21 protein-coding genes are annotated in these 17,198 nt (G+C 60.4%); 12 read left to right on the top strand and 9 right to left on the bottom strand.

All coding sequences use genetic code 11. The features are described 5' to 3' along the window. The first annotated feature begins 61 nt into the window (after positions 1-61). Positions 62-1,111 carry an aldo/keto reductase gene (locus JJQ51_RS27300; RefSeq protein WP_113329905.1) on the top strand — a complete coding sequence of 350 codons (1,050 nt, stop codon included), beginning with the start codon at positions 62-64 and terminating at the stop codon, positions 1,109-1,111. Between the two features lie 201 nt (positions 1,112-1,312). Here the strand turns inward: JJQ51_RS27300 and JJQ51_RS27295 are convergent, their stop codons facing one another. Continuing rightward, complete coding sequence (locus JJQ51_RS27295; RefSeq protein WP_113329904.1) at positions 1,313-2,236, bottom strand: AraC family transcriptional regulator; 924 nt, start codon at positions 2,234-2,236, stop codon at positions 1,313-1,315. Between the two features lie 130 nt (positions 2,237-2,366). Between JJQ51_RS27295 and JJQ51_RS27290 the strand changes: the two genes are divergently transcribed. Then, complete coding sequence (locus JJQ51_RS27290; protein WP_113329903.1) at positions 2,367-3,089, top strand: SDR family oxidoreductase; 723 nt, start codon at positions 2,367-2,369, stop codon at positions 3,087-3,089. 289 nt (positions 3,090-3,378) lie between these two features. Here JJQ51_RS27290 and JJQ51_RS27285 read toward each other — a convergent pair whose 3' ends face one another. Together JJQ51_RS27285 and JJQ51_RS27280 are read right to left on the bottom strand one after the other, a co-directional pair. Then, positions 3,379-3,819, bottom strand: coding sequence for a hypothetical protein (locus tag JJQ51_RS27285; protein ID WP_069611058.1), 441 nt, complete (start codon positions 3,817-3,819; stop codon positions 3,379-3,381). Positions 3,820-4,122: 303 nt separating this feature from the next. Beyond that, positions 4,123-5,094: a LysR family transcriptional regulator gene (locus JJQ51_RS27280; RefSeq protein ID WP_269245539.1), complete on the bottom strand. Its 972-nt coding sequence runs from the start codon at positions 5,092-5,094 to the stop codon at positions 4,123-4,125. Between the two features lie 153 nt (positions 5,095-5,247). Here JJQ51_RS27280 and JJQ51_RS27275 point away from each other — a divergent pair, with 153 nt between their 5' ends. The 4 genes from JJQ51_RS27275 (at position 5,248) to JJQ51_RS27260 (ending at position 7,277) form a co-directional block, all read left to right on the top strand. Beyond that, on the top strand, positions 5,248-5,592 hold the full coding sequence (locus JJQ51_RS27275; protein ID WP_233788606.1) for a hypothetical protein: 345 nt from the start codon (positions 5,248-5,250) through the stop codon (positions 5,590-5,592). A 76-nt stretch (positions 5,593-5,668) separates the two neighbouring features. Then, positions 5,669-6,172, top strand: coding sequence for a hypothetical protein (locus JJQ51_RS27270; RefSeq protein WP_113329900.1), 504 nt, complete (start codon positions 5,669-5,671; stop codon positions 6,170-6,172). A 164-nt stretch (positions 6,173-6,336) separates the two neighbouring features. Further along, positions 6,337-6,711 carry a DUF4180 domain-containing protein gene (locus tag JJQ51_RS27265; RefSeq protein ID WP_095433709.1) on the top strand — a complete coding sequence of 125 codons (375 nt, stop codon included), beginning with the start codon at positions 6,337-6,339 and terminating at the stop codon, positions 6,709-6,711. 17 nt (positions 6,712-6,728) lie between these two features. After that, positions 6,729-7,277, top strand: coding sequence for a GNAT family N-acetyltransferase (locus JJQ51_RS27260; RefSeq protein ID WP_145323463.1), 549 nt, complete (start codon positions 6,729-6,731; stop codon positions 7,275-7,277). Positions 7,278-7,316: 39 nt separating this feature from the next. On the opposite strand, the gene JJQ51_RS27255 is transcribed toward JJQ51_RS27260, so the two are convergent. Then, positions 7,317-7,880 (bottom strand): methylated-DNA--[protein]-cysteine S-methyltransferase, encoded by a 564-nt coding sequence (locus JJQ51_RS27255; RefSeq protein ID WP_113351391.1) that lies wholly within the window; start codon positions 7,878-7,880, stop codon positions 7,317-7,319. A 138-nt stretch (positions 7,881-8,018) separates the two neighbouring features. Next, entirely contained in the window at positions 8,019-8,156 is a 138-nt protein-coding gene (locus tag JJQ51_RS27250) for a hypothetical protein (RefSeq protein ID WP_173004586.1), read from the bottom strand. A gap of 224 nt (positions 8,157-8,380) precedes the next feature. On the opposite strand from JJQ51_RS27250, the gene JJQ51_RS27245 reads away from it, so the two are divergent. Continuing rightward, positions 8,381-8,998, top strand: a complete 618-nt coding sequence (locus JJQ51_RS27245) for a 2'-5' RNA ligase family protein (protein WP_113329896.1) — start codon at positions 8,381-8,383, stop codon at positions 8,996-8,998. 9 nt (positions 8,999-9,007) lie between these two features. Here JJQ51_RS27245 and JJQ51_RS27240 read toward each other — a convergent pair whose 3' ends face one another. Both JJQ51_RS27240 and JJQ51_RS27235 read right to left on the bottom strand, forming a co-directional pair. Further along, complete coding sequence (locus JJQ51_RS27240) at positions 9,008-10,648, bottom strand: SulP family inorganic anion transporter (protein ID WP_269245538.1); 1,641 nt, start codon at positions 10,646-10,648, stop codon at positions 9,008-9,010. Between the two features lie 90 nt (positions 10,649-10,738). Further along, positions 10,739-11,620, bottom strand: coding sequence for a LysR family transcriptional regulator (locus JJQ51_RS27235; RefSeq protein ID WP_113351523.1), 882 nt, complete (start codon positions 11,618-11,620; stop codon positions 10,739-10,741). A 91-nt stretch (positions 11,621-11,711) separates the two neighbouring features. On the opposite strand from JJQ51_RS27235, the gene JJQ51_RS27230 reads away from it, so the two are divergent. The 3 genes from JJQ51_RS27230 (at position 11,712) to JJQ51_RS27220 (ending at position 15,326) form a co-directional block, all read left to right on the top strand. Next, positions 11,712-12,686 (top strand): quinone oxidoreductase family protein, encoded by a 975-nt coding sequence (locus JJQ51_RS27230; RefSeq protein WP_113351395.1) that lies wholly within the window; start codon positions 11,712-11,714, stop codon positions 12,684-12,686. Between the two features lie 275 nt (positions 12,687-12,961). Continuing rightward, positions 12,962-14,143, top strand: coding sequence for an MFS transporter (locus JJQ51_RS27225; protein ID WP_113351524.1), 1,182 nt, complete (start codon positions 12,962-12,964; stop codon positions 14,141-14,143). A 118-nt stretch (positions 14,144-14,261) separates the two neighbouring features. Beyond that, positions 14,262-15,326 (top strand): M14 family zinc carboxypeptidase, encoded by a 1,065-nt coding sequence (locus JJQ51_RS27220; RefSeq protein ID WP_113351396.1) that lies wholly within the window; start codon positions 14,262-14,264, stop codon positions 15,324-15,326. Between the two features lie 6 nt (positions 15,327-15,332). Here JJQ51_RS27220 and JJQ51_RS27215 read toward each other — a convergent pair whose 3' ends face one another. Both JJQ51_RS27215 and JJQ51_RS27210 read right to left on the bottom strand, forming a co-directional pair. Beyond that, positions 15,333-15,485, bottom strand: a complete 153-nt coding sequence (locus JJQ51_RS27215) for a hypothetical protein (protein ID WP_156090776.1) — start codon at positions 15,483-15,485, stop codon at positions 15,333-15,335. A 131-nt stretch (positions 15,486-15,616) separates the two neighbouring features. Beyond that, positions 15,617-16,138 carry a MarR family winged helix-turn-helix transcriptional regulator gene (locus tag JJQ51_RS27210; RefSeq protein WP_113351397.1) on the bottom strand — a complete coding sequence of 174 codons (522 nt, stop codon included), beginning with the start codon at positions 16,136-16,138 and terminating at the stop codon, positions 15,617-15,619. 155 nt (positions 16,139-16,293) lie between these two features. Between JJQ51_RS27210 and JJQ51_RS27205 the strand changes: the two genes are divergently transcribed. Together JJQ51_RS27205 and ybaK are read left to right on the top strand one after the other, a co-directional pair. Further along, on the top strand, positions 16,294-16,650 hold the full coding sequence (locus JJQ51_RS27205) for an ArsC family reductase (protein ID WP_113330039.1): 357 nt from the start codon (positions 16,294-16,296) through the stop codon (positions 16,648-16,650). A 9-nt stretch (positions 16,651-16,659) separates the two neighbouring features. Next, on the top strand, positions 16,660-17,133 hold the full coding sequence (ybaK, locus tag JJQ51_RS27200) for a Cys-tRNA(Pro) deacylase (RefSeq protein ID WP_069611048.1): 474 nt from the start codon (positions 16,660-16,662) through the stop codon (positions 17,131-17,133). Positions 17,134-17,198 lie beyond the last annotated feature (65 nt).

Here is a 17,198-nt window from a genome sequence, read left to right as displayed (position 1 = left end):
ATTGTCCATATCCATATCGAGAAATCGGACATATGTCCGTTTCTATACGGTGGAGGCGTTTATGCAATATGTAAAGCTCGGCAATTCGGGACTCGACGTGTCGCCCGTCTGCATCGGTTGCATGGGGTTCGGCGATCCGGCCAAGGGCCATCCGGCCTGGTCAGTGGAAGAAAGCTCGAGCCGGGAGTTGATCCATCACGCCCTCAGGACCGGGATCAACTTCTTCGACACAGCCAACATGTACTCTACCGGCACAAGCGAGGAATTCCTCGGGCGCGCGATCAAGGGTTTCGTGAACAGAGATGCCATCGTCATCGCCACCAAGGTTGCGGGCGCGACACGCAATGGCCCCAATGCGATCGGGCTATCGCGCAAGGCCATCATGGCTGAACTTGATCACAGCCTGCGGCGGCTCGGCACGGACTATATCGATCTCTACCAGATACACCGCCGCGACCAGCTGACCCCGTGGGAGGAAACGCTCGAAGCGCTTCACGACGCAGTGAAAGCAGGCAAGGTACGCTATCTCGGCGCCTCGTCGATGAAGGCGTGGGAGTTTGCCAAAGCGTTGCACACCCAGAAGTCCAACGGCTGGATGCGCTTCATCTCTATGCAGCACAATTACAATCTGGTCGCGCGCGAAGAAGAACGCGAGATGATCCCGCTCTGTGCCGATGAGGGTGTGTCGACCCTGATCTACAGTCCGCTCGCGCGCGGGAAATTGGCCCGCCCATGGGGGATGACGACGACGCGGACGGAGACCGAACCGTCCGGCGCTCAGCAAAACCCGGATACGGCGGCCAGCGATCGGGCAATCGTCGAGGCGGTAAACGCCATCGCCGCGGAACGTGATGTCGGCGCCGCCGAGATTTCCCTGGCGTGGTTACGTCGAAATCGCGTGGTCGCCGCGCCGATCGTGGGCGCACTGAAGACCAAGCACATAGACGATGCCGTGGCTTCGCTGTCGGTCGTGTTGAGCGACGAGGAGGCGGAGCGGCTTGAGAAGGCTTACACGGCCCGCCTGGATCAGCAGGGGGTATCTATCCCGGCTTTGTTGCATCGCTCCATCGAGGCATCGACTGGCTTCAAAAGGGATGCTCCTCTCGTTTAGGTCCGTCCGCTCCTGGTCCCCTGTATTTGTGCACGATGCCGAAAAGTATGAGGGGATTTCGGACGACATCACGCTCTACTTCTTTGGTTCTGGAACGGATTTCAGATTTTAGGTCGGCTCGACCTAAAATCATCCGGCTCTAGGTGCGCGTGCGCCTGGAACGGTGGCTGGCTCGGGACAATTGCTATCGAGGGCACATGTTCACGACGGGGCTTGGCGCTCCCGCGCGGCGAACGTCTTGGGCGAGACGCCGACAAATCGGGTGAAGGCGGTGCTAAAGGCGCTTGGTGACAGGAAGCCTATGGCGAGCCCGATCTCGCCAATAGTTTTGTCACCGCGACGCAACGCATCCTTCGCAACGGCCATGCGCCAGTGCTGAAGATAGCCGATCGGCGCCATGCCGACCACGCTGCGGAACCGGCTCGAAAGGCTGGATCGGGAAACACCGCAGAGCCGCGCCAAGTCTGCCAGCGTCCAGTCTTTCGCGGCGTCTTCGTGCAGTGCCGTCAGCGCCCGGGCTGTCACGGGGTCATTCAATCCGGCGAGCAAGCCCCTGTGCTCCCGGGTTGCGTCAGGGACGGCGCCGCGAAGAATCTCGACAAATGTCAATTCCATCAAGCGCGTAATGACGAAGTCGCTACCGGCTCTCGGTTGCGATGACTCCGACAGGTTCAAGCTCAGCAAACTGCGAACACGCCAAGAGGAGACGTCATCACGCATGACATGGACAAAGGATGGCATGAGCCAAGTGAGGAGGCCCTCATTCGCCGTATCGAAGACGAACCGCCCGCCACGTAATACCACAGGCGCTTCCGAGCCTGCACCCATCCTCAGAAGCGTTTTACCTGTGGCTGCGACCATCGCCTCGCTGTCCTGAGCGACAGCTTGCGCGTCCGAGGCAAGGACAAAGCTCTTGTCGGTTCTGATGAGGACGAAGTCGCCTTCCTGCAGCAGGAGCGGTTCCTTGTCGGCTCGGATCAGCTGGCAGGCGCCGCGCTCCAGCCAGCAGAACAGCAGGTCGTCCCGATTGCGGAACGACACGGCCCATCGGCCATAGCCCTCGATCCCGCCCCAGAGCGTGGCGCGCGGGCGAAGCAAATGGATGAGGTCGAGAAAAGGATCCAAATTTCGGCCGATTGATAAATTAATATGGTAGATACATTATCGATCGAATGATTAGATCGAAGTAGTCTTTCCTTCAAGAGGCGGGCCGCACTCAACGGATAACCCATCCGCATCTGCGAAAGGAAAAGTCATGTTGCATAACAAGCGGGTCGCGATCCTTGGCGGATCTCGTGGTATCGGCTTTGCGGTGGCTCAAGGAGCCGTCCATGAAGGGGCTCATGTTATCATCGCTTCCAGCCAACAAGAGAATGTCGCGGGCGCCATCACGCGTTTACCGGAAGGAACCGCCACAGGTGCGGTCGTCGATGTAAGGTCGATGGAGTCCCTCTCGGCATTCTTCACGACGCTCGGCGCGTTCGATCACCTGGTCTTCACTGCCGGCGAGCCTTTGCCGTTCGGCAAGCCCGTCGCCGAAATCGATCTGGCGACTGCACGCAGCTTTTTTGAATTGCGCTATTGGGGTGCGGTCGCTGCCGTGAAGGCGGCACGGCCACACATGCGCGATGGCGGGTCCATCGTGTTGACGAGCGGAACCTCGGCCCGGCGGCCGCCGGCAGGTTTTGCCTTCGCGGCAAGCATTTGCGGCGCGATCGAATCCCTGACCCGCGCGCTCGCGCTTGAGTTCGCGCCCTTGCGCGTCAATGTCGTGATACCCGGAATGGTTGCCACCGATCTGTGGTCCGGTATCCCATCCGAGGCACGGGACCAGATCTTCCGCTCGGTGGGCGGGAAGTTGCCCGTAGGACGTGTCGGCGAGCCGTCGGATATCGCTGAAGCGTACCTGTCGTTCATGCGCAATGCCTATGTCACCGGCCAATCCGTAATCGTGGATGGCGGTGCCGTGCTCGTCTAGAGTCTTTTGTTTTTAGCAATACCGGGAGCAGCAATCGTTCTCCCCGTGCTAGGACGACAACGTCATCGAGGCCCTTTCCAATGACCAGCGCAATACTGGTGCCAGCGGGCTGGCTTGATACTTCGTCAAGGATGGCGGCTATACGACATCTCGCGCCGACGGAGAAGCTCTGTTCATCGCGCGCTTCAAGGGCATGGAAAGAAGGAGGAAACCATACCTTCTCCTGAAAAGCCCGAACGCTAATTCCGCCGATCGGGCTCTTCTGCACCATAGGCTTGGACTGGTGACCTTACTTCACCGTGATGCTCAGGCCGCTGAGATCGGCGTTGACCTGCAGGCCGACCTGCCTGCCCGTCAGTTCGAGCTGGGCGCCCTTGTCATTGGTCATGACGATCATCTGAGCACCCTTGCCGATCGCGCCGCCGCCGCCGGCGGCACCGTAGACACCGCCTACATCGCGGGCGCGGCGAATATTGCGCACTGTGCCCTGGAAATAGGTCTTGGAGGCACCAAAGGCGAGGCCGCCCGAGATGCCGCCGATCGAGATGGGATATTTGCGGCCATGGAAGGTCAGTGTGCCCTCGCCTCCGGAGCCGCCGACGAAGAAAGCCGCCTTATAGACAGAAAAGCGGATCGTGCCGCTATCGGCATGCGCGACGCCGGCAAAGCCGATCCCCGCAGCAGCAATAGCGGCAACCGCAACCGAACGAAATCCAGATGAAATCCTCATATTAAGACACTCCTCAAAAGCGCCGCTTACCCAGCCGGCCGGTCACGACGTCAGCGCCGTGTCAAAGTCAGAGATAAACGGTCTCGCACGACTTTTAGTTCCAAAACACATTAAAACAAAGCGTTAGAATACATCCAGACAACCGAATGGAAATGAGGAGATGGTAGCGCCGAATGAAACAGATCGGCGCGGCGTATCAGCTGCAATGGCGCCCTTGCAACCGCAGTCGAGGCCTCGCATCCTGGCCCGCAGCACCCGGTAACTTCAATACAATCCGGTTCAAGCCGGTCAACGCCTCCGACATCAGCGCTTTTTCGGCTCGCGTGTTCGTTTGTCATCGATGCGTCTTTGTGTTTTGCTGATAGCGCCCGAATGGCTTTTTACGTGATCAATAAAAGCACGCAGCTTCGGCATCATTTGATGGCGGTTGGGATAGTATAGAAACACTCCCGGCGCCAACGGCGCGAATGACTCCAGAACCTGCACGAGCTTGCCTGCTTTCATCAGGCTGAGGGCAATCGGCTCAGGCACTTGTGCAAGTCCCATATCTTCCCCCGCCGCACCAAGAATGGTGGGAAAATCACGAGCGATCAGCGGGCCTGAGACGATTGCCTCGATCGGCCTGTTGCCATCGACAAAGGACCATGGCGCGATCGACTCGTCCGAGCGGCGCATGCGCAAACAGGCATGCTGGCGCAGATCATCGATACGTTCGGGCCTTCCCCGCCGGCGAAGATACTCGGGGGTACCAACGACCACCAGCGGAAAGGGCGGGGTAAGCCGAACCGCAACCATGTCAGCGGCAATGAACTGCCCCAGCCGGATGCCGGCGTCAAATCCCTCGGCAGCGATATCGACCAGATCTGCGCTTGCGGCGATCTCCACCTCGACCTGAGGATAAGCTTGGCAGAAGGATGCGATCAGCGGCTCCAGCAGGATTGGCATCACTGCCCGCGGTACGGTGAGGCGCAGCAGTCCCGCAGGCCGCTGCCCAAGGTCACGCGCGACCTCGCTTGCCGCGACAAGCTCCTCGAAAGCAGGCTTTGCGCGCAAGTGAAATCGTTGGCCGGCTTCGCTCAGGCTGACACTGCGCGTCGTGCGAATAAAAAGTGCGGCGCCGACGCGCGCCTCAAGTGAGCGTACCGCCTGGCTGATTGCCGATGGCGTTACCCCGAGCTCGGCCGCTGCTTTGCGAAAACTGCAATGCTGGGCGACGCTCAGAAAGGCTTCCACGCCATCGAGTGCACCCTGTCTGACTGTGAAGTTCTGCTTCATAACTCGTCGACATTATCGAGAATAGTCGCTCATGGAAAGTGGCCTTATACGTGAGTTGCAAATCGGGAGCATCGCAAACGCCAAGCCCGAACGTTTGCGACGTCCCGGCTCTGCAACCTCTTCCTGGTCTTTACTCTTACAGGAGCTACTTCCATGAACGATCACGCAACCCCTGCTCAAGCGCAAGCCGTCTCACCCGTAGTCACCGGAGTGATGGTCATCCTCACCGTGAAGGCGGGCGTCACACGCGAGCGGGTGATGGCTATCATGCCAGATGAAATCCGGCGGACCGCGCAGCTCTATCTCGATGGAAAAATACGCGAATGGTATTCGCGAGGCGATGGCCGGGGAGCCGTGTTCCTGCTGGATTCGAGAGATGTCGCCGACGCTCACGCAATCATGGAAGGCTTGCCGTTGGCCAAGCAAAATCTCATGGATCACGAATATATCGCGATCGGTCCGCTTTTGCCGCTCCGCCTGCTCTTGGCCAATGCCTAAACGCCCGAAGGCAGCGAAATACACTTATTGATTTCGATGCCGTCAGACCAGAAAGATAAACACGAAGGAAACCGAGATGCCACCGGAACTCAATCTCCCATTCGTTCTAAGTGTCGCCGGCGCCTTCCTGACAAGTTCGGTGATAGCCTATGTCTATGTCTGGCCAGCGCTTCGCACAATGCGGCGTTATGAGGCTCTAAGGCTTCTTGCTGCTTTCCATGCGTTCCGGTTCTTGGGGATGAATTTTCTGGTATCCGGATTCGTATCTTCGCAGTTGAGCTCGGATTTTGCCAACAAGGTCGGATGGGGCGATCTCATCTCGGCTATACTCGCGCTCGCTTCCATGGCCGCCCTTTCCTGGCGGTCGCCGATCGCCATTCCGGTTGTCTGGATATTCAACATCTGGGGAACTCTGGATCTTCTGAATGCCTATTACATGGGCGTAACGAAAATCGGAAATCCCGGTCTCTTCGGCGCAGGCATTTATATACCGACGCTTTACGTGCCGCTGCTCCTTGTGAGTCACGTTCTCGCCTTCATCGTCCTATTGCGGACGAGATCATCAGATCAAGTGATATGACGCAGCGGCGATAACGCCTTAGGCTAGGCTTTGGCTCCGATCTCCGAAAAAGAATTGCGGATATCAATGAAGCATAAGGATGGTGACTGACGCCTTGAAACCACTATCAACTTAGAGCAACAACAAACAACCTTTCCCTCGATGGAATGCAAAGTCGAACCAGCATGTACACCGTCAAAGAATTTTCCGGCCGAAAAGTCGTTATCGGCGATGACAACGGTCCGCTGCTCGCCAGCGAAAGGGATGTGAATGATTGGATCAGCGCTGCGTGGGACGCTGAAGCACAGCTGGTGGTCGTTCCGACATCACGGCTGAGCGAGGAGTTTTTCCGGCTCTCAACCCGCATTGCCGGCGCAATCATCCAGAAATTCGTCAACTATCGTTCACAGCTCGTTATTCTCGGCGACGTCTCCGGATGGATCGCGGACAGTAATGCCCTGCGTGATTTCGTGTATGAATCCAACAGGGGCCGTGAGGTCTGGTTTCTGCCCGATCTGGATGCGCTTGCGGAGCGCCTGCAGCAGAATGCCCAAAGCTAAACCAGAGGTCTGCCTTCATGGAAGTAACGCTTTCTCCGCCGCGACTGGAAACCGAACGGCTTATCCTGACGGGACATACGCTCGATGATTTCGAGCCGCTTGCGGGCATGTGGAGCGATCCTCTGGTCGTGAGGCATATTTTCGGCAATGTGGTCTCCACTTCCAGGGAGTCGTGGATGCGGATGCTGTCCTATCATGGTCTGTGGCCGCTGCTCGGGCATGGCTATTGGGCAATCCGCGAAAAATCCTCCGGCCGCTATGTCGGCGATCTCGGCTTTGCAGACTTTCACAGGGTGATGGAACCGCCAATCAGGGGTATTCCGGAGGCCGGCTGGGCACTGGCCGCGTGGGCGCATGGCAAAGGCTTTGCGACGGAAGCCCTGGCAGCCGCCGTCGCCTGGCTCGACCAGCAGCCGCGATTCGATCGCAGCGTCTGCCTGATCTCGCCCGACAATGCGGCCTCGATCCGTGTTGCCGAAAAAGCCGGCTATGGCGATCCGAAGCCAATGCGCCTCAATGACAAGCAGACACTGTTGTTCTCCCGCGCCCGTCAGCCGAAGGAATAGGGGGCGGGCAGCTTTAGCCGCACACCCGGATCGACTGGCTCAAAACGCCAGCGACTGTTGCACCGGCTTCGGCGGCGCCAGCTGAACGCCTTCCAGCTCCAGCATGCGAGCTTTGGAGTTGGAGCCCCCCGGCGCGGAAAAGCCGCCGATCTTGCCGCCTGCGGCCAGAACGCGGTGGCAGGGAATGATCAGCGCCACCGGGTTCTTCGCCATGGCCTGCCCGACATCGCGCGCGGCTTCCGGCCCTGCGCCAAGCTGCTTGGCCAATGTGCCGTAGGTCGTCGTATGCCCCCAAGCGACCTGTCGCGCGGCATCGTAGATCTGCCTGAAGAAGGCGTCCTGCTCGCCGAGATCGAGCGTGACGTCGGAAAAGTCGATTTCCTCACCGGCAAAATAGCGTTTCACCTTGGCGACCACTCCCGCAATCTCCGTGCTCGGCGCGCCGGGCTGCGCGTTCGGCAAACGCCGCAGAAGCAGGCGTTCGGTCGCGCCCGCATCCTTGGTCGGCAATTGAAAGCGCAGCACGCCGACATCATTCCAGGCGATGCCGCAGAAGCCGCCGGCGGTTTCGAAAATCAGATAATTTTGCCTTGTCTCGTTCATGACGAAAGCTCCCGTGTTTCCACTTGTCATGAAAATCGTCCTCGGGAGCCTCGAATTCAACCCGATTCTTGCAAAGATCGGGAATTGCCACCGTTTTGACGGCCGCCGAACGGATTCAGGTCGATTGACAGAACGGGATCAATATCCGCCGCCAGTCGGAGGCGCGTTCAGCGTCATACCGCCGCCGGAATTGTGATCTCCCGACGTAGAGCAAGCCGAAATGCCGAGCCCGATGAGGACGAGAAATACGGCTGAAAAGATGGCCCTGGTAAACATGGACGGTCATTCCTTGTTGGAGAGAATGGAGAGCAAGCCCCGCTTGGAATGAACAGATCAGACAGGCCTTTTATTCGATCGCATTTTTGAAACGAGGATTGTGGCCCTTGTAATCGTGATCTTTCTAAATGTTCTTGCTTTGTTCTTGATTGACTGTTCGCGATGCACTACGATGCCGCGGTCAAAAAAGAGGAGGCAAAGCAACACGGCTTTGATGCAAACCCATGAAGAACAATGGGCAGCTTTCGCTCTATCCCACAGGCGGATCACACATGCGGGCACCAGCGCCCATCGATCAAGGGCCTGTCAACGAGTTCTATTTCGCAATTCTGCCCGATGTGGCAATTGCCGCACGCAGTCATGAGCTTGCAGGACATCTTCGCCGACAGCACCGCTTTTCCACGAAGCCGCGTCGGCCTGATCTCTTCCATGTGACGCTCTACCCGATCGGCTCGTTTCGCCGCTTGCCCGAGGAGGTGGCATTTGCGGCGATGGAAGCTGCCTCGAGGGTGAGGAAATCGCGCTTTCCTGTCGTCTTCGATCGGGCCGTCAGCTTCGGCAATGGCGATAACCGCCCGCTTGTCCTATGGAACAAGCATGGCAATGCGGAACTGAAAGCGCTCCATCAGGAGCTGGCCGATGCCATGCGGCTCACGGGCATTATGCCAACTAAGGAAAAGCCCGTGGAGCCGCATATGACACTACTCTATCAGGGCCATCTCGTTCCCGACATCATGCTTGCAGAACCCGTGAGTTGGACCGCCAGGGACTTCGTCCTCATCAACAGCCTGCAGGGAGAGGCTAAGCACGAACATCTCTGCTATTGGACTTTGCATGATTGAGCGGTCTCGTCACGCCCTCGGCGGCTTCTGATCCGCCATCACAGCCGCAGCGGCATCATCGACGCTGAAGCTGCAGCGCTTGTCGACGTCGACCATGCCGGCGACCGTCATGAGATCGCGAACGCGGTCATGCACACGGGCGAACTGGACGCGGAGGCCGGCTCGCTGCATCGCGCTGTCGAACTCCATCAAGGCATCCATCGCCGTACTGTCGATATCGGAGCTTTCTTCCAGGCTGAGAATAGCTGCCTGCAACCCGGCTTCGTTGCGACTGCCGGACAATATCTCGCCGAAGATCGTATCGGCATTGCCGAAAAACAGGGTTTCGCCGGGGCGCCAGATGGCAATGCCCGGTATCTCGGACGCATCGTCATGCCTGCTGACATCGACGAAGTCATGGCTATTGTTGAGCCGTCCCAATCGGGCGATATACGGGGATGCCAGGCGATGCATCATGGCGGCAAGCGAGAGCGCGATCGCCAGCAGCATGCCATTGAGAACGCCGAAGGCGAGCACGCCGACAGCGGCACCCACTGCCACGTAGAAATCGCGATGCAGGCGGCGCAGGCGCAGAATGGGGCTGGGATCGAGCGCATGGGTCAGAGCCGCGATCACGACGGCGGCGAGCACCGGTTCCGGCAGAAGCGCCACCAGTGGTCCGGCGCAGGCAATCAGGATCGCCAGGCCGATTGCAGCGAAAACGGTCGTCGCCCGCGTCTTCGCGCCAGCCGCCTCACTGGCGAAGCCTGCGGAAAAACCGGCGCCGACTGGCATGCCCTGAACGACGGCGCTGGCGATATTGGCAGCACCCAGCGCACCAAGCTCGCGATTGACCTCCAGCGTCTCGCCATAACGCAGGGCGAGCGCACGCATCGTGCCCCAAGACTCAGCAAAGAGGATGAGGACGAGAGGCACGGTGAACTGTACCAGCCGCGAATAGGCGGTCCAGTTGGCTTCCGGCAGCGACGGCCATTGCGGCAGGATCTCGATCGGGCCGACCAGCTTGACGCCATGGCCTTCCACGCCGAACAGATAGGAGGCGAAGATGCCTGCGACAAGCACGAGGAAAGCGCCGGGAATACCCGGCAATCGCTTCAAGAGCAGCAATGCCGCCAACGCGACGATGCCGACTATGACGCTGATCGGATTCCACTGCAGAATAGCGCCGAAGAGTGCCGCCGCGTAGGTCAGGATATTCGAGCCCTGCACGGGCACGCCCACCAGAATCGGCAGCTGATGCAGGATGATGGTGATCGCCAGCCCGAGCGCGAAGCCCCGCAGGACTGGCCGCGAGATGAAACCAGTGATGCCGCCCAGGCGCAAGGCACCGGCGATGACGAAGAGAATGCCGGCGAGCGCGACGGCGACCGTGGCAAGCCCCGCCTTGATCGTGGTATCACCCGGCACCACCGCCAAGGTGGCTGCGAGAATGGCTGCGGACGAGGATGTGGGAGAGACGATGGCAAAGCGGCTGCGGCCGAATATGGCATAGACGAGACATCCGGCGATGCCGGCGAGGATTGCACGATGCGGCGGCAGGCCGGCAATGCCTGCGTAAGCGACCGCTTCCGGCAGCATCAGTCCGGCAACCGATATGCCCGCGACCAGATCCGCCCTGTCCACCACGAACCAGCTGCTCAGCTTCGTCATCGATCACCGACCATAGGGATGGCGCATCCATTTATGGATAGAGATTCGCGTCCGGTCTGCAACAGGAAAATGACACGCAAAACCAGTGTGTCACGCTGCGGCATCGCTGCCGTTACGCAACGGACAGCTTCGCTCGATGGTATCGGCTACGAAATCCATGACGGCGCGGATCGCCGGAGAGCGGCGCAGATCCGGATATGTCACGAGCCAGAGGTCGCGCGCAGGCGACGGCACCGCTACCGGCAGGCGTACCAATGCCGGCTCGCCATCGCCGAGAAAGGCGGGAAGCGCCACGACGCCGAGGCCGGTTCGGGCAGCCTCCAGCTGGCCGAAGACATCGGTGGCGCGGAACACGATCGGGCGGCCTTCCAATAGGCTGCGCAGCCAGATCTGCTGCGTCAGATGCTCCATCGCCGCATCGTAACCGATGAACACCCAATCCTTCTCCGGCACCTGCGCCACGCTCGGTATGGCGTAGAGGCCGAAGCGCATGACGCCGATGCGGCGCACCAGGAGGTCACTTTCCTCCGGCCTGGTCATGCGAACGGCGATATCTGCCTCGCCGTAATTCAGCGCGGCGCGACGGGTGACACCGGCAATGGTCAGCGTGATATCCGGGTGCTCTTCACGAAAAAGCGTCGCCTTCGGAGCGAGAAGGTGGGCAGCGATCGATGGCGGCGCACTGACCTTGACCGCGGCGGAAAGGCCGGCGACGGCGCTCTTCGAATAGCGCCTGATGGCCTCGACATTTTCCTCCATCCCCGCCGCCAGTTCCGCGATGGCACGGCCGTCGGCGGTCAAGGGCGAGGTGCGCGGCCGACGGTCGATGAGGCGCAGATCGAGCGACCTTTCCAGGGCCGCAATGCGCCTTCCGACGGTTGCGTGATCGACGCCCAGCTCCCGCGCGGCAGCCGAAAGCGAGCCGGTTCTCGCCAGAGCGGCGAAGTGAAGAAGGTCCTGCCAATCAATCATCGGTGCATTATTGCACAGATATTGTGAGTTCATACCGAATTTATTCAGGTCGACGCTTATGGTCAAAGATCTCCCGAAAGGAGACTTGCCTATGCCCCTAGCGATTGCCATTACCGGTCCCGGCGGACCCGAAGCCATGAAAGCCGTCGATCTACCAGTCACTGAACCCGGCCCCGGCCAGGCGCGGATCCGCCAGAGCATTTCCGGCGTCAATTTCGTCGACATCTATGTCCGTTCCGGGCTTTATCCGCTCCCACCCGGCCAGAGCGTGCTCGGCTTCGAAGGCGCCGGCATCATCGAGGCGATCGGCCCGGAAGTCGAAGGGCTCAAGGTCGGCGACCGCGTCGCCTATATCGGCCATCCCCTCGGCAGCTATGCCGAGGTGCGCACTCTTTCCGCCGCTCGGCTGGTGAGATTGCCAGACGGCGTCAGCGAGCGGGCTGCCGGCAGCACGATGCTGCGCGGGCTGACGGCGCAAATGGTGCTGCAGAAGGTCTATCCCGTGAAAGCAGGCGAATGGGTGCTGGTGCATGCCGGCGCCGGCGGCCTCGGCCAGCTCCTCATCCGCCTTGCCAAGCGGATCGGGGCAAACGTCATCGCCACGGTCGGCTCCGAAGCCAAGACCGGCTTTGCCCATGAGGCCGGAGCCGACGTGGTTCTCCTCCATACATCCGAGGATTGGGGGCAGGAAACACGCCGCATAGCCGATCGCCGCGGCGTACATCTTGCCGTCGACGGGATCGGCGGCACCATGCTCTCGCAAACGCTTGCGGTCGTCCGCCCCTTCGGCATGGTCGCAAGCCTCGGCCAGCCGGCCGGCCCTATTCCCCCGATCCAGATAGAGGAGCTGACCGCGCCTCGCGCCATCGGCCTGTCGCGCCCGAGCGTATTGACCTATGCCAGCGATCCGGATCTCTACCGCCAGGGCACAACGGCGCTGATGGCGGCGCTGCAGGACGGGCTCGTCAACCCGATCGGCGCCGAATACAAGCTGAAGGATGCCGCCCAAGCTCATGCCGACCTCGAAGCGGGCCGAACGACGGCCAGCGTCGTTCTGACGATGTGACGCCCGGTGAGCGGAGCCTCCTGGCAGGCTCCGCTCATTGCGATGAGGCGGCGGGGCGATGGGGTGTTTTAGCTTCGACGCACAATCCATTCATCCCGTCAATGGTTTTTGCTGCAAGGCAGCAATTCGTTGACCATGCCTGCTCCTGCCTGATACCGGTTGCATATGGCGACGCACGGCTCTCAGGCCACCGCCGTCATGGCTATCCGATACGAACCCGATCCTTCGTGGCAAACAGCATGGACACCGCTGCCGGTGCCCACAGGCGATATCCCGTGAACACTGCTTCCCAGACCATCCGGTCCACTTCGACCCTGTCCCTCATATCGATCGTCGCGCTGACATTCTTCGGCTACCTTGCCATCGGATTGCCGCTTGCAGTGTTGCCGACCTATGTCGACAGCAGCCTCGGCTTCGGCGTCGTCTGGGCCGGCATCGCCGTCAGCACGCAATATGTCGCAACCATCGTCAGCCGCGCCCATGTCGGGCGGCTCTGCGATCAATATGGACCCCGCCGCTCGGTCTTTCTGGGCTTCCTTGCCTACGGTCTGTCGGGTGCACTCACCATCGCTTCCACCTTTACGATCCAAGTCCCGGCAGCAAGCCTTGCCCTTCTGCTTGCAGGACGGCTGGCGCTCGGCATTGGCGAGAGCTGGGTGAGCACGGCGGCGATCACCTGGGCGATCGGCCTGATGGGATCGCGTGAAACCGTGCGCATCATCTCCTGGAACGGCATCGCCACTTACGGCGGCATTGCGCTCGCCGCCCCGATGGGCGCCTGGCTGCAAGGGCAATACGGCTTCTTCGCCATCGGCGTCGTCACCATCATCCTTGCGGTTGCCGGCTTTATGCTCGCGCAAACGCGGCCGCCGGTTCCGGGCGTAAAGGAAAAGGGCATCGGCACCGGCCAGGTGCTGAGCCGCGTTGCACCGTACGGCGTCGCGCTTGCGCTTGCCTCGAGCGGCTTCGGCGTCGTCATGGCCTTCGTCGCGCTGTTCTTCCATAGCCGCAGCTGGGACGGCGCCTCCTTTGCACTCAGCGCCTTTGGCCTTGCCTTCATGGGCGTGCGCCTGGGTCTTGCGCAAGCCGTCGCCCGCTTCGGCGGTCTGCCGCTGGTGCGCATCTCGCTTGTCATCGAGATCATCGGCCTGGCGGCGCTTGCCTTTGCGCCATCGCCGATAGTCGCCATCATCGGCGCGGCTCTCGCCGGCGCCGGCTTTGCGCCCGTCTTCCCCGCGCTCGGCAATGAGGCCATGGAACGTATCCCGCCGCAGAACCGTGGCGTCGCGCTCGGGCTCTATTCGATCTTCCTCGACGTGTCGCTTGGGAGCACCGGCCCGATCGCCGGCCTGTTCGCGGATCATCTCGGCTATGCTGCACCCTTCTCCTTCGGTGTCGGCGCGGTATTGCTCAGCCTGATCCTGAGCTTCTGCCTGCGCAGGAATGGCAGCCGCTGAAAGCTTTTTTGGCGCTGTTTGTCCCCGGTCCTGATTTCGGCATGTGGTGACAAACGGTTGCAGGCTGCCTTTAAGGCTTGATATGGGTCTCTGATCATCATCAGCAGGAGGCCCGCCCATGAACGTCACCGAAATCGTCATCGAAGGCGATACTCCGGGGATCGCCTGGCGGCTGCCGGTCCTGCATTTTGCCGGCAGCAAGGCAGACGCGCCGAAGATCTATATTCAGGCCGCATTGCATGCCGGCGAGCTGCCGGGCACGGCCTTGGTGCATTTCCTCTGCGAGCGGCTTCGGCAAGCGGAAGCCGAAGGCGCCATTCTAAGCGATATCATCGTGGTGCCGCATGCCAATCCGATCGGCGCGGCGCAATCGCATTTCGGCGAGATGCAAGGGCGCTTCGACCTGGGTTCGCGCACCAACTTCAACCGCGACTTTCCGCTGATCTCGCTGCGCGACCGCGATCTCCTGATCGAAAATCTGGAACGCTACCCGGCCGTCGATCGGCTGAAACGTCAGCTGATCCATATGGCGCTCGGTGCCGATCTGGTGATCGACCTGCATTGCGATGACGAATCCCTGCAATATGCCTATATCGACGAGGCATTCTGGCCTGAAGCCGCCGATCTTGCCGCGGCGCTCAAGATGGATGCGGTGCTGCTGTCGGATGGCGAAAGCTCGGCCTTCGAGGAGGCCGTCAGCTTCGCCTGGAAATACGAAGTGCCGGGGGAGAAGAAGGCAAGGCTGCCGGGCAAGCTTTCAGTTACGGTAGAATTGCGCGGCACCCGCGATGTCTATCCCGAAATGGCAAAGAACGATGCCGAAGGGCTCTGGCGCTTCCTGGCCGCGCGCGGCGCGGTACAGGACGACAGCGTCGCGCCCGGCACCTCCTTTAGCGGACCGGCCGTGCCGCTCGACAATGTCGAAATGATCCGCGCACCACAGGCCGGCACGGTGCTCTTCCATCGCAATATCGGCGAGCGCGTTGAAGAAGGTGATCTGCTGGCGACGATCATCACCGCGCCGGGTATGCCGGACGGCGCCATCGATATCCGCGCGCCGCAGGCAGGTCTGATCGTCACCCGTGTTTCGGACCGGCTGGTGCGCCGACGCGGCGATCTGATGAAGATCGGTTCGGACAGACCAAGCTCCGTCGCCCGCAAACCGGGGACACTTGAGGATTGATTTCCTTTAGCGGCGATCGATCACCTTGCAGCGCATGATGAAAGCGATCGCCGCTGCCTCGCGGAGAAGCACACCGAAACGATTGACATGATGCTGCATTCCGGCAAGCGCGGCACGCGCTTTACCCCTTAGCCGGGCAAGAATTGAACGATTTTCCATCGCGATCATGCCTCCGATCGAGGTGATGCAGGCAATGTTCAGGTCATCGAAGGCGACAATTCATCGCCTTTCGAAATATATGTATGCAGTGTGCATATATATAATGAAAATGTCAAGACGCTGTTCCGGGCTTATGTCGTGAAGGCAATCGGGCAGCGATCCTGATCGCAAACGCCTTGGTCGCACACGCGGCAGACCACATCCTGGTCATCGCCGAGATCGACCAAGGCGGGCAGCAGCTTTTCGACCAAGCGGCCGAACTCGGCCGTCTCCTCCGGGCTGAGAACGCCAAAAGCCCGATGGATGACGGCCCGGCGGGCGGAAAGGCTTCTATCAAAGAGCAAGTGGCCTTTTTCTGTCAGCTGCAGCGCGCGGGCTCGCTTGTCTCCCTCGACGCCGCCGCCCCGCAGCACGAGGCCGGACGCCACCAGCTGATCGACCAGGCGCACCGTGGCGGAATGAGAGAGCGCGATCATCCGCCGCAGGCTCTCGATCGTCAGGCCCGGCTCGGTGCCGATTTGAACGAGTGCGGCAATGGCGCTCGGGCCAAGGCCGGTTTCATCGGCGAAAGCCTTCTCCATCTTGTCCACCAGAGCAAGGCTCATAGCGCCAAAGAGGTTTTCCAGCCGCAATATTTCCTTGTCCGTCGCCATGCTTCCAACCCGCACTATAAATATGCATGCTGCATATTTATGCGATTATCGCTGGCAACTGCAACGGGTGAGAGAACCGCTTCCCCATCCGAGCGGCCTTCATCCGCCTTTATCCGCATGCTATGCGCTATCCGACAGCAAGAGACGGATTCGCCATGACGATCACCATTTACGGCATCAAGAACTGCGACACGATGAAGAAGGCCCGGACCTGGCTCGAGCGCCACGGCATTGCCTATGACTTCCACGACTACAAGGCCGTCGGCATTGATCGGAATCACCTGGAGCGCTGGACGAAGGAAGCGGGATGGGAAGTCGTGCTCAACCGGGCCGGCACCACCTTCAAGGCCTTGCCGGAAACGGACCGCACCGATCTTTCGAAGGACAAGGCCATTCAGCTGATGTTGGCACAGCCCTCGATGATCAAGCGTCCGGTCCTGGAAGCGGACGGCAAATTGCTCATCGGCTTCAAGCCGGATATTTATGCGGCTGCATTCGGCAAGGCGACCTAGAGGCGAGCAATGTCAAAAACCACGCGCGCCACGCAAGTGCTGACCCAGGCGAAAGTCGCCTTCACCGTGCATGCCTATGACTACGATCCGAATGCGGAGCGTGTCGGCCTGCAGGCGGCGGAGGCGCTGGGCGAAGAGCCGCATCGGGTATTGAAGACCTTGATGGCCGAAGTGGACGGGAAGCCGGTGTGCGTCGTCGTGCCCTCGGATCACGAAGTCAGCATGAAGAAGCTCGCCGCAGCCTTCGGCGGCAAATCGGCTGCCATGATGAAGCCCGCGGATGCCGAGCGTCTGACGGGCTATCATGTCGGCGGCATCAGCCCCTTCGGCCAGAAGAAGCTTGTGCCGACGGCGATCGAGGCGCAGGCGATGACCGAAGCCTACGTCTATATCAACGGCGGCCAGCGCGGGCTGCAGGTGCGCCTCAGTCCGCAGGATGCCTTGAGCGCTCTTAAAGCCAAGGCTGCACCCCTGATTGCCTGACGATCTTCAAGATCGGACATAGCGCCTTCAATTTCGCCGCAAACCGGTCTAAGTCTTTGGACCAT

Origin of the sequence: Rhizobium sp. AG207R (genome assembly GCF_027109195.1) — a bacterium.
GTDB lineage: Bacteria > Pseudomonadota > Alphaproteobacteria > Rhizobiales > Rhizobiaceae > Rhizobium > Rhizobium dioscoreae.
The sequence above is the reverse complement of the archived record's forward strand: the minus strand, read 5'-3'. Positions and strand labels throughout refer to the sequence as shown.

Coding starts and splice junctions, on each gene's coding strand:
- JJQ51_RS27260 (WP_145323463.1), top strand. CDS start 6,729: ATGGAAGTAACGCTTTCTCCGCCGCGACTGGAAACCGAACGGCTTATC.
- ybaK (WP_069611048.1), top strand. CDS start 16,660: ATGTCAAAAACCACGCGCGCCACGCAAGTGCTGACCCAGGCGAAAGTC.
- JJQ51_RS27250 (WP_173004586.1), bottom strand. CDS start 8,156: ATGTTTACCAGGGCCATCTTTTCAGCCGTATTTCTCGTCCTCATCGGG.
- JJQ51_RS27205 (WP_113330039.1), top strand. CDS start 16,294: ATGACGATCACCATTTACGGCATCAAGAACTGCGACACGATGAAGAAG.
- JJQ51_RS27290 (WP_113329903.1), top strand. CDS start 2,367: ATGTTGCATAACAAGCGGGTCGCGATCCTTGGCGGATCTCGTGGTATC.
- JJQ51_RS27275 (WP_233788606.1), top strand. CDS start 5,248: ATGAACGATCACGCAACCCCTGCTCAAGCGCAAGCCGTCTCACCCGTA.
- JJQ51_RS27245 (WP_113329896.1), top strand. CDS start 8,381: ATGAAGAACAATGGGCAGCTTTCGCTCTATCCCACAGGCGGATCACAC.
- JJQ51_RS27300 (WP_113329905.1), top strand. CDS start 62: ATGCAATATGTAAAGCTCGGCAATTCGGGACTCGACGTGTCGCCCGTC.
- JJQ51_RS27215 (WP_156090776.1), bottom strand. CDS start 15,485: ATGGAAAATCGTTCAATTCTTGCCCGGCTAAGGGGTAAAGCGCGTGCC.
- JJQ51_RS27240 (WP_269245538.1), bottom strand. CDS start 10,648: ATGACGAAGCTGAGCAGCTGGTTCGTGGTGGACAGGGCGGATCTGGTC.
- JJQ51_RS27255 (WP_113351391.1), bottom strand. CDS start 7,880: ATGAACGAGACAAGGCAAAATTATCTGATTTTCGAAACCGCCGGCGGC.
- JJQ51_RS27270 (WP_113329900.1), top strand. CDS start 5,669: ATGCCACCGGAACTCAATCTCCCATTCGTTCTAAGTGTCGCCGGCGCC.
- JJQ51_RS27285 (WP_069611058.1), bottom strand. CDS start 3,819: ATGAGGATTTCATCTGGATTTCGTTCGGTTGCGGTTGCCGCTATTGCT.
- JJQ51_RS27230 (WP_113351395.1), top strand. CDS start 11,712: ATGCCCCTAGCGATTGCCATTACCGGTCCCGGCGGACCCGAAGCCATG.
- JJQ51_RS27210 (WP_113351397.1), bottom strand. CDS start 16,138: ATGGCGACGGACAAGGAAATATTGCGGCTGGAAAACCTCTTTGGCGCT.
- JJQ51_RS27235 (WP_113351523.1), bottom strand. CDS start 11,620: ATGATTGATTGGCAGGACCTTCTTCACTTCGCCGCTCTGGCGAGAACC.
- JJQ51_RS27280 (WP_269245539.1), bottom strand. CDS start 5,094: ATGAAGCAGAACTTCACAGTCAGACAGGGTGCACTCGATGGCGTGGAA.
- JJQ51_RS27265 (WP_095433709.1), top strand. CDS start 6,337: ATGTACACCGTCAAAGAATTTTCCGGCCGAAAAGTCGTTATCGGCGAT.
- JJQ51_RS27220 (WP_113351396.1), top strand. CDS start 14,262: ATGAACGTCACCGAAATCGTCATCGAAGGCGATACTCCGGGGATCGCC.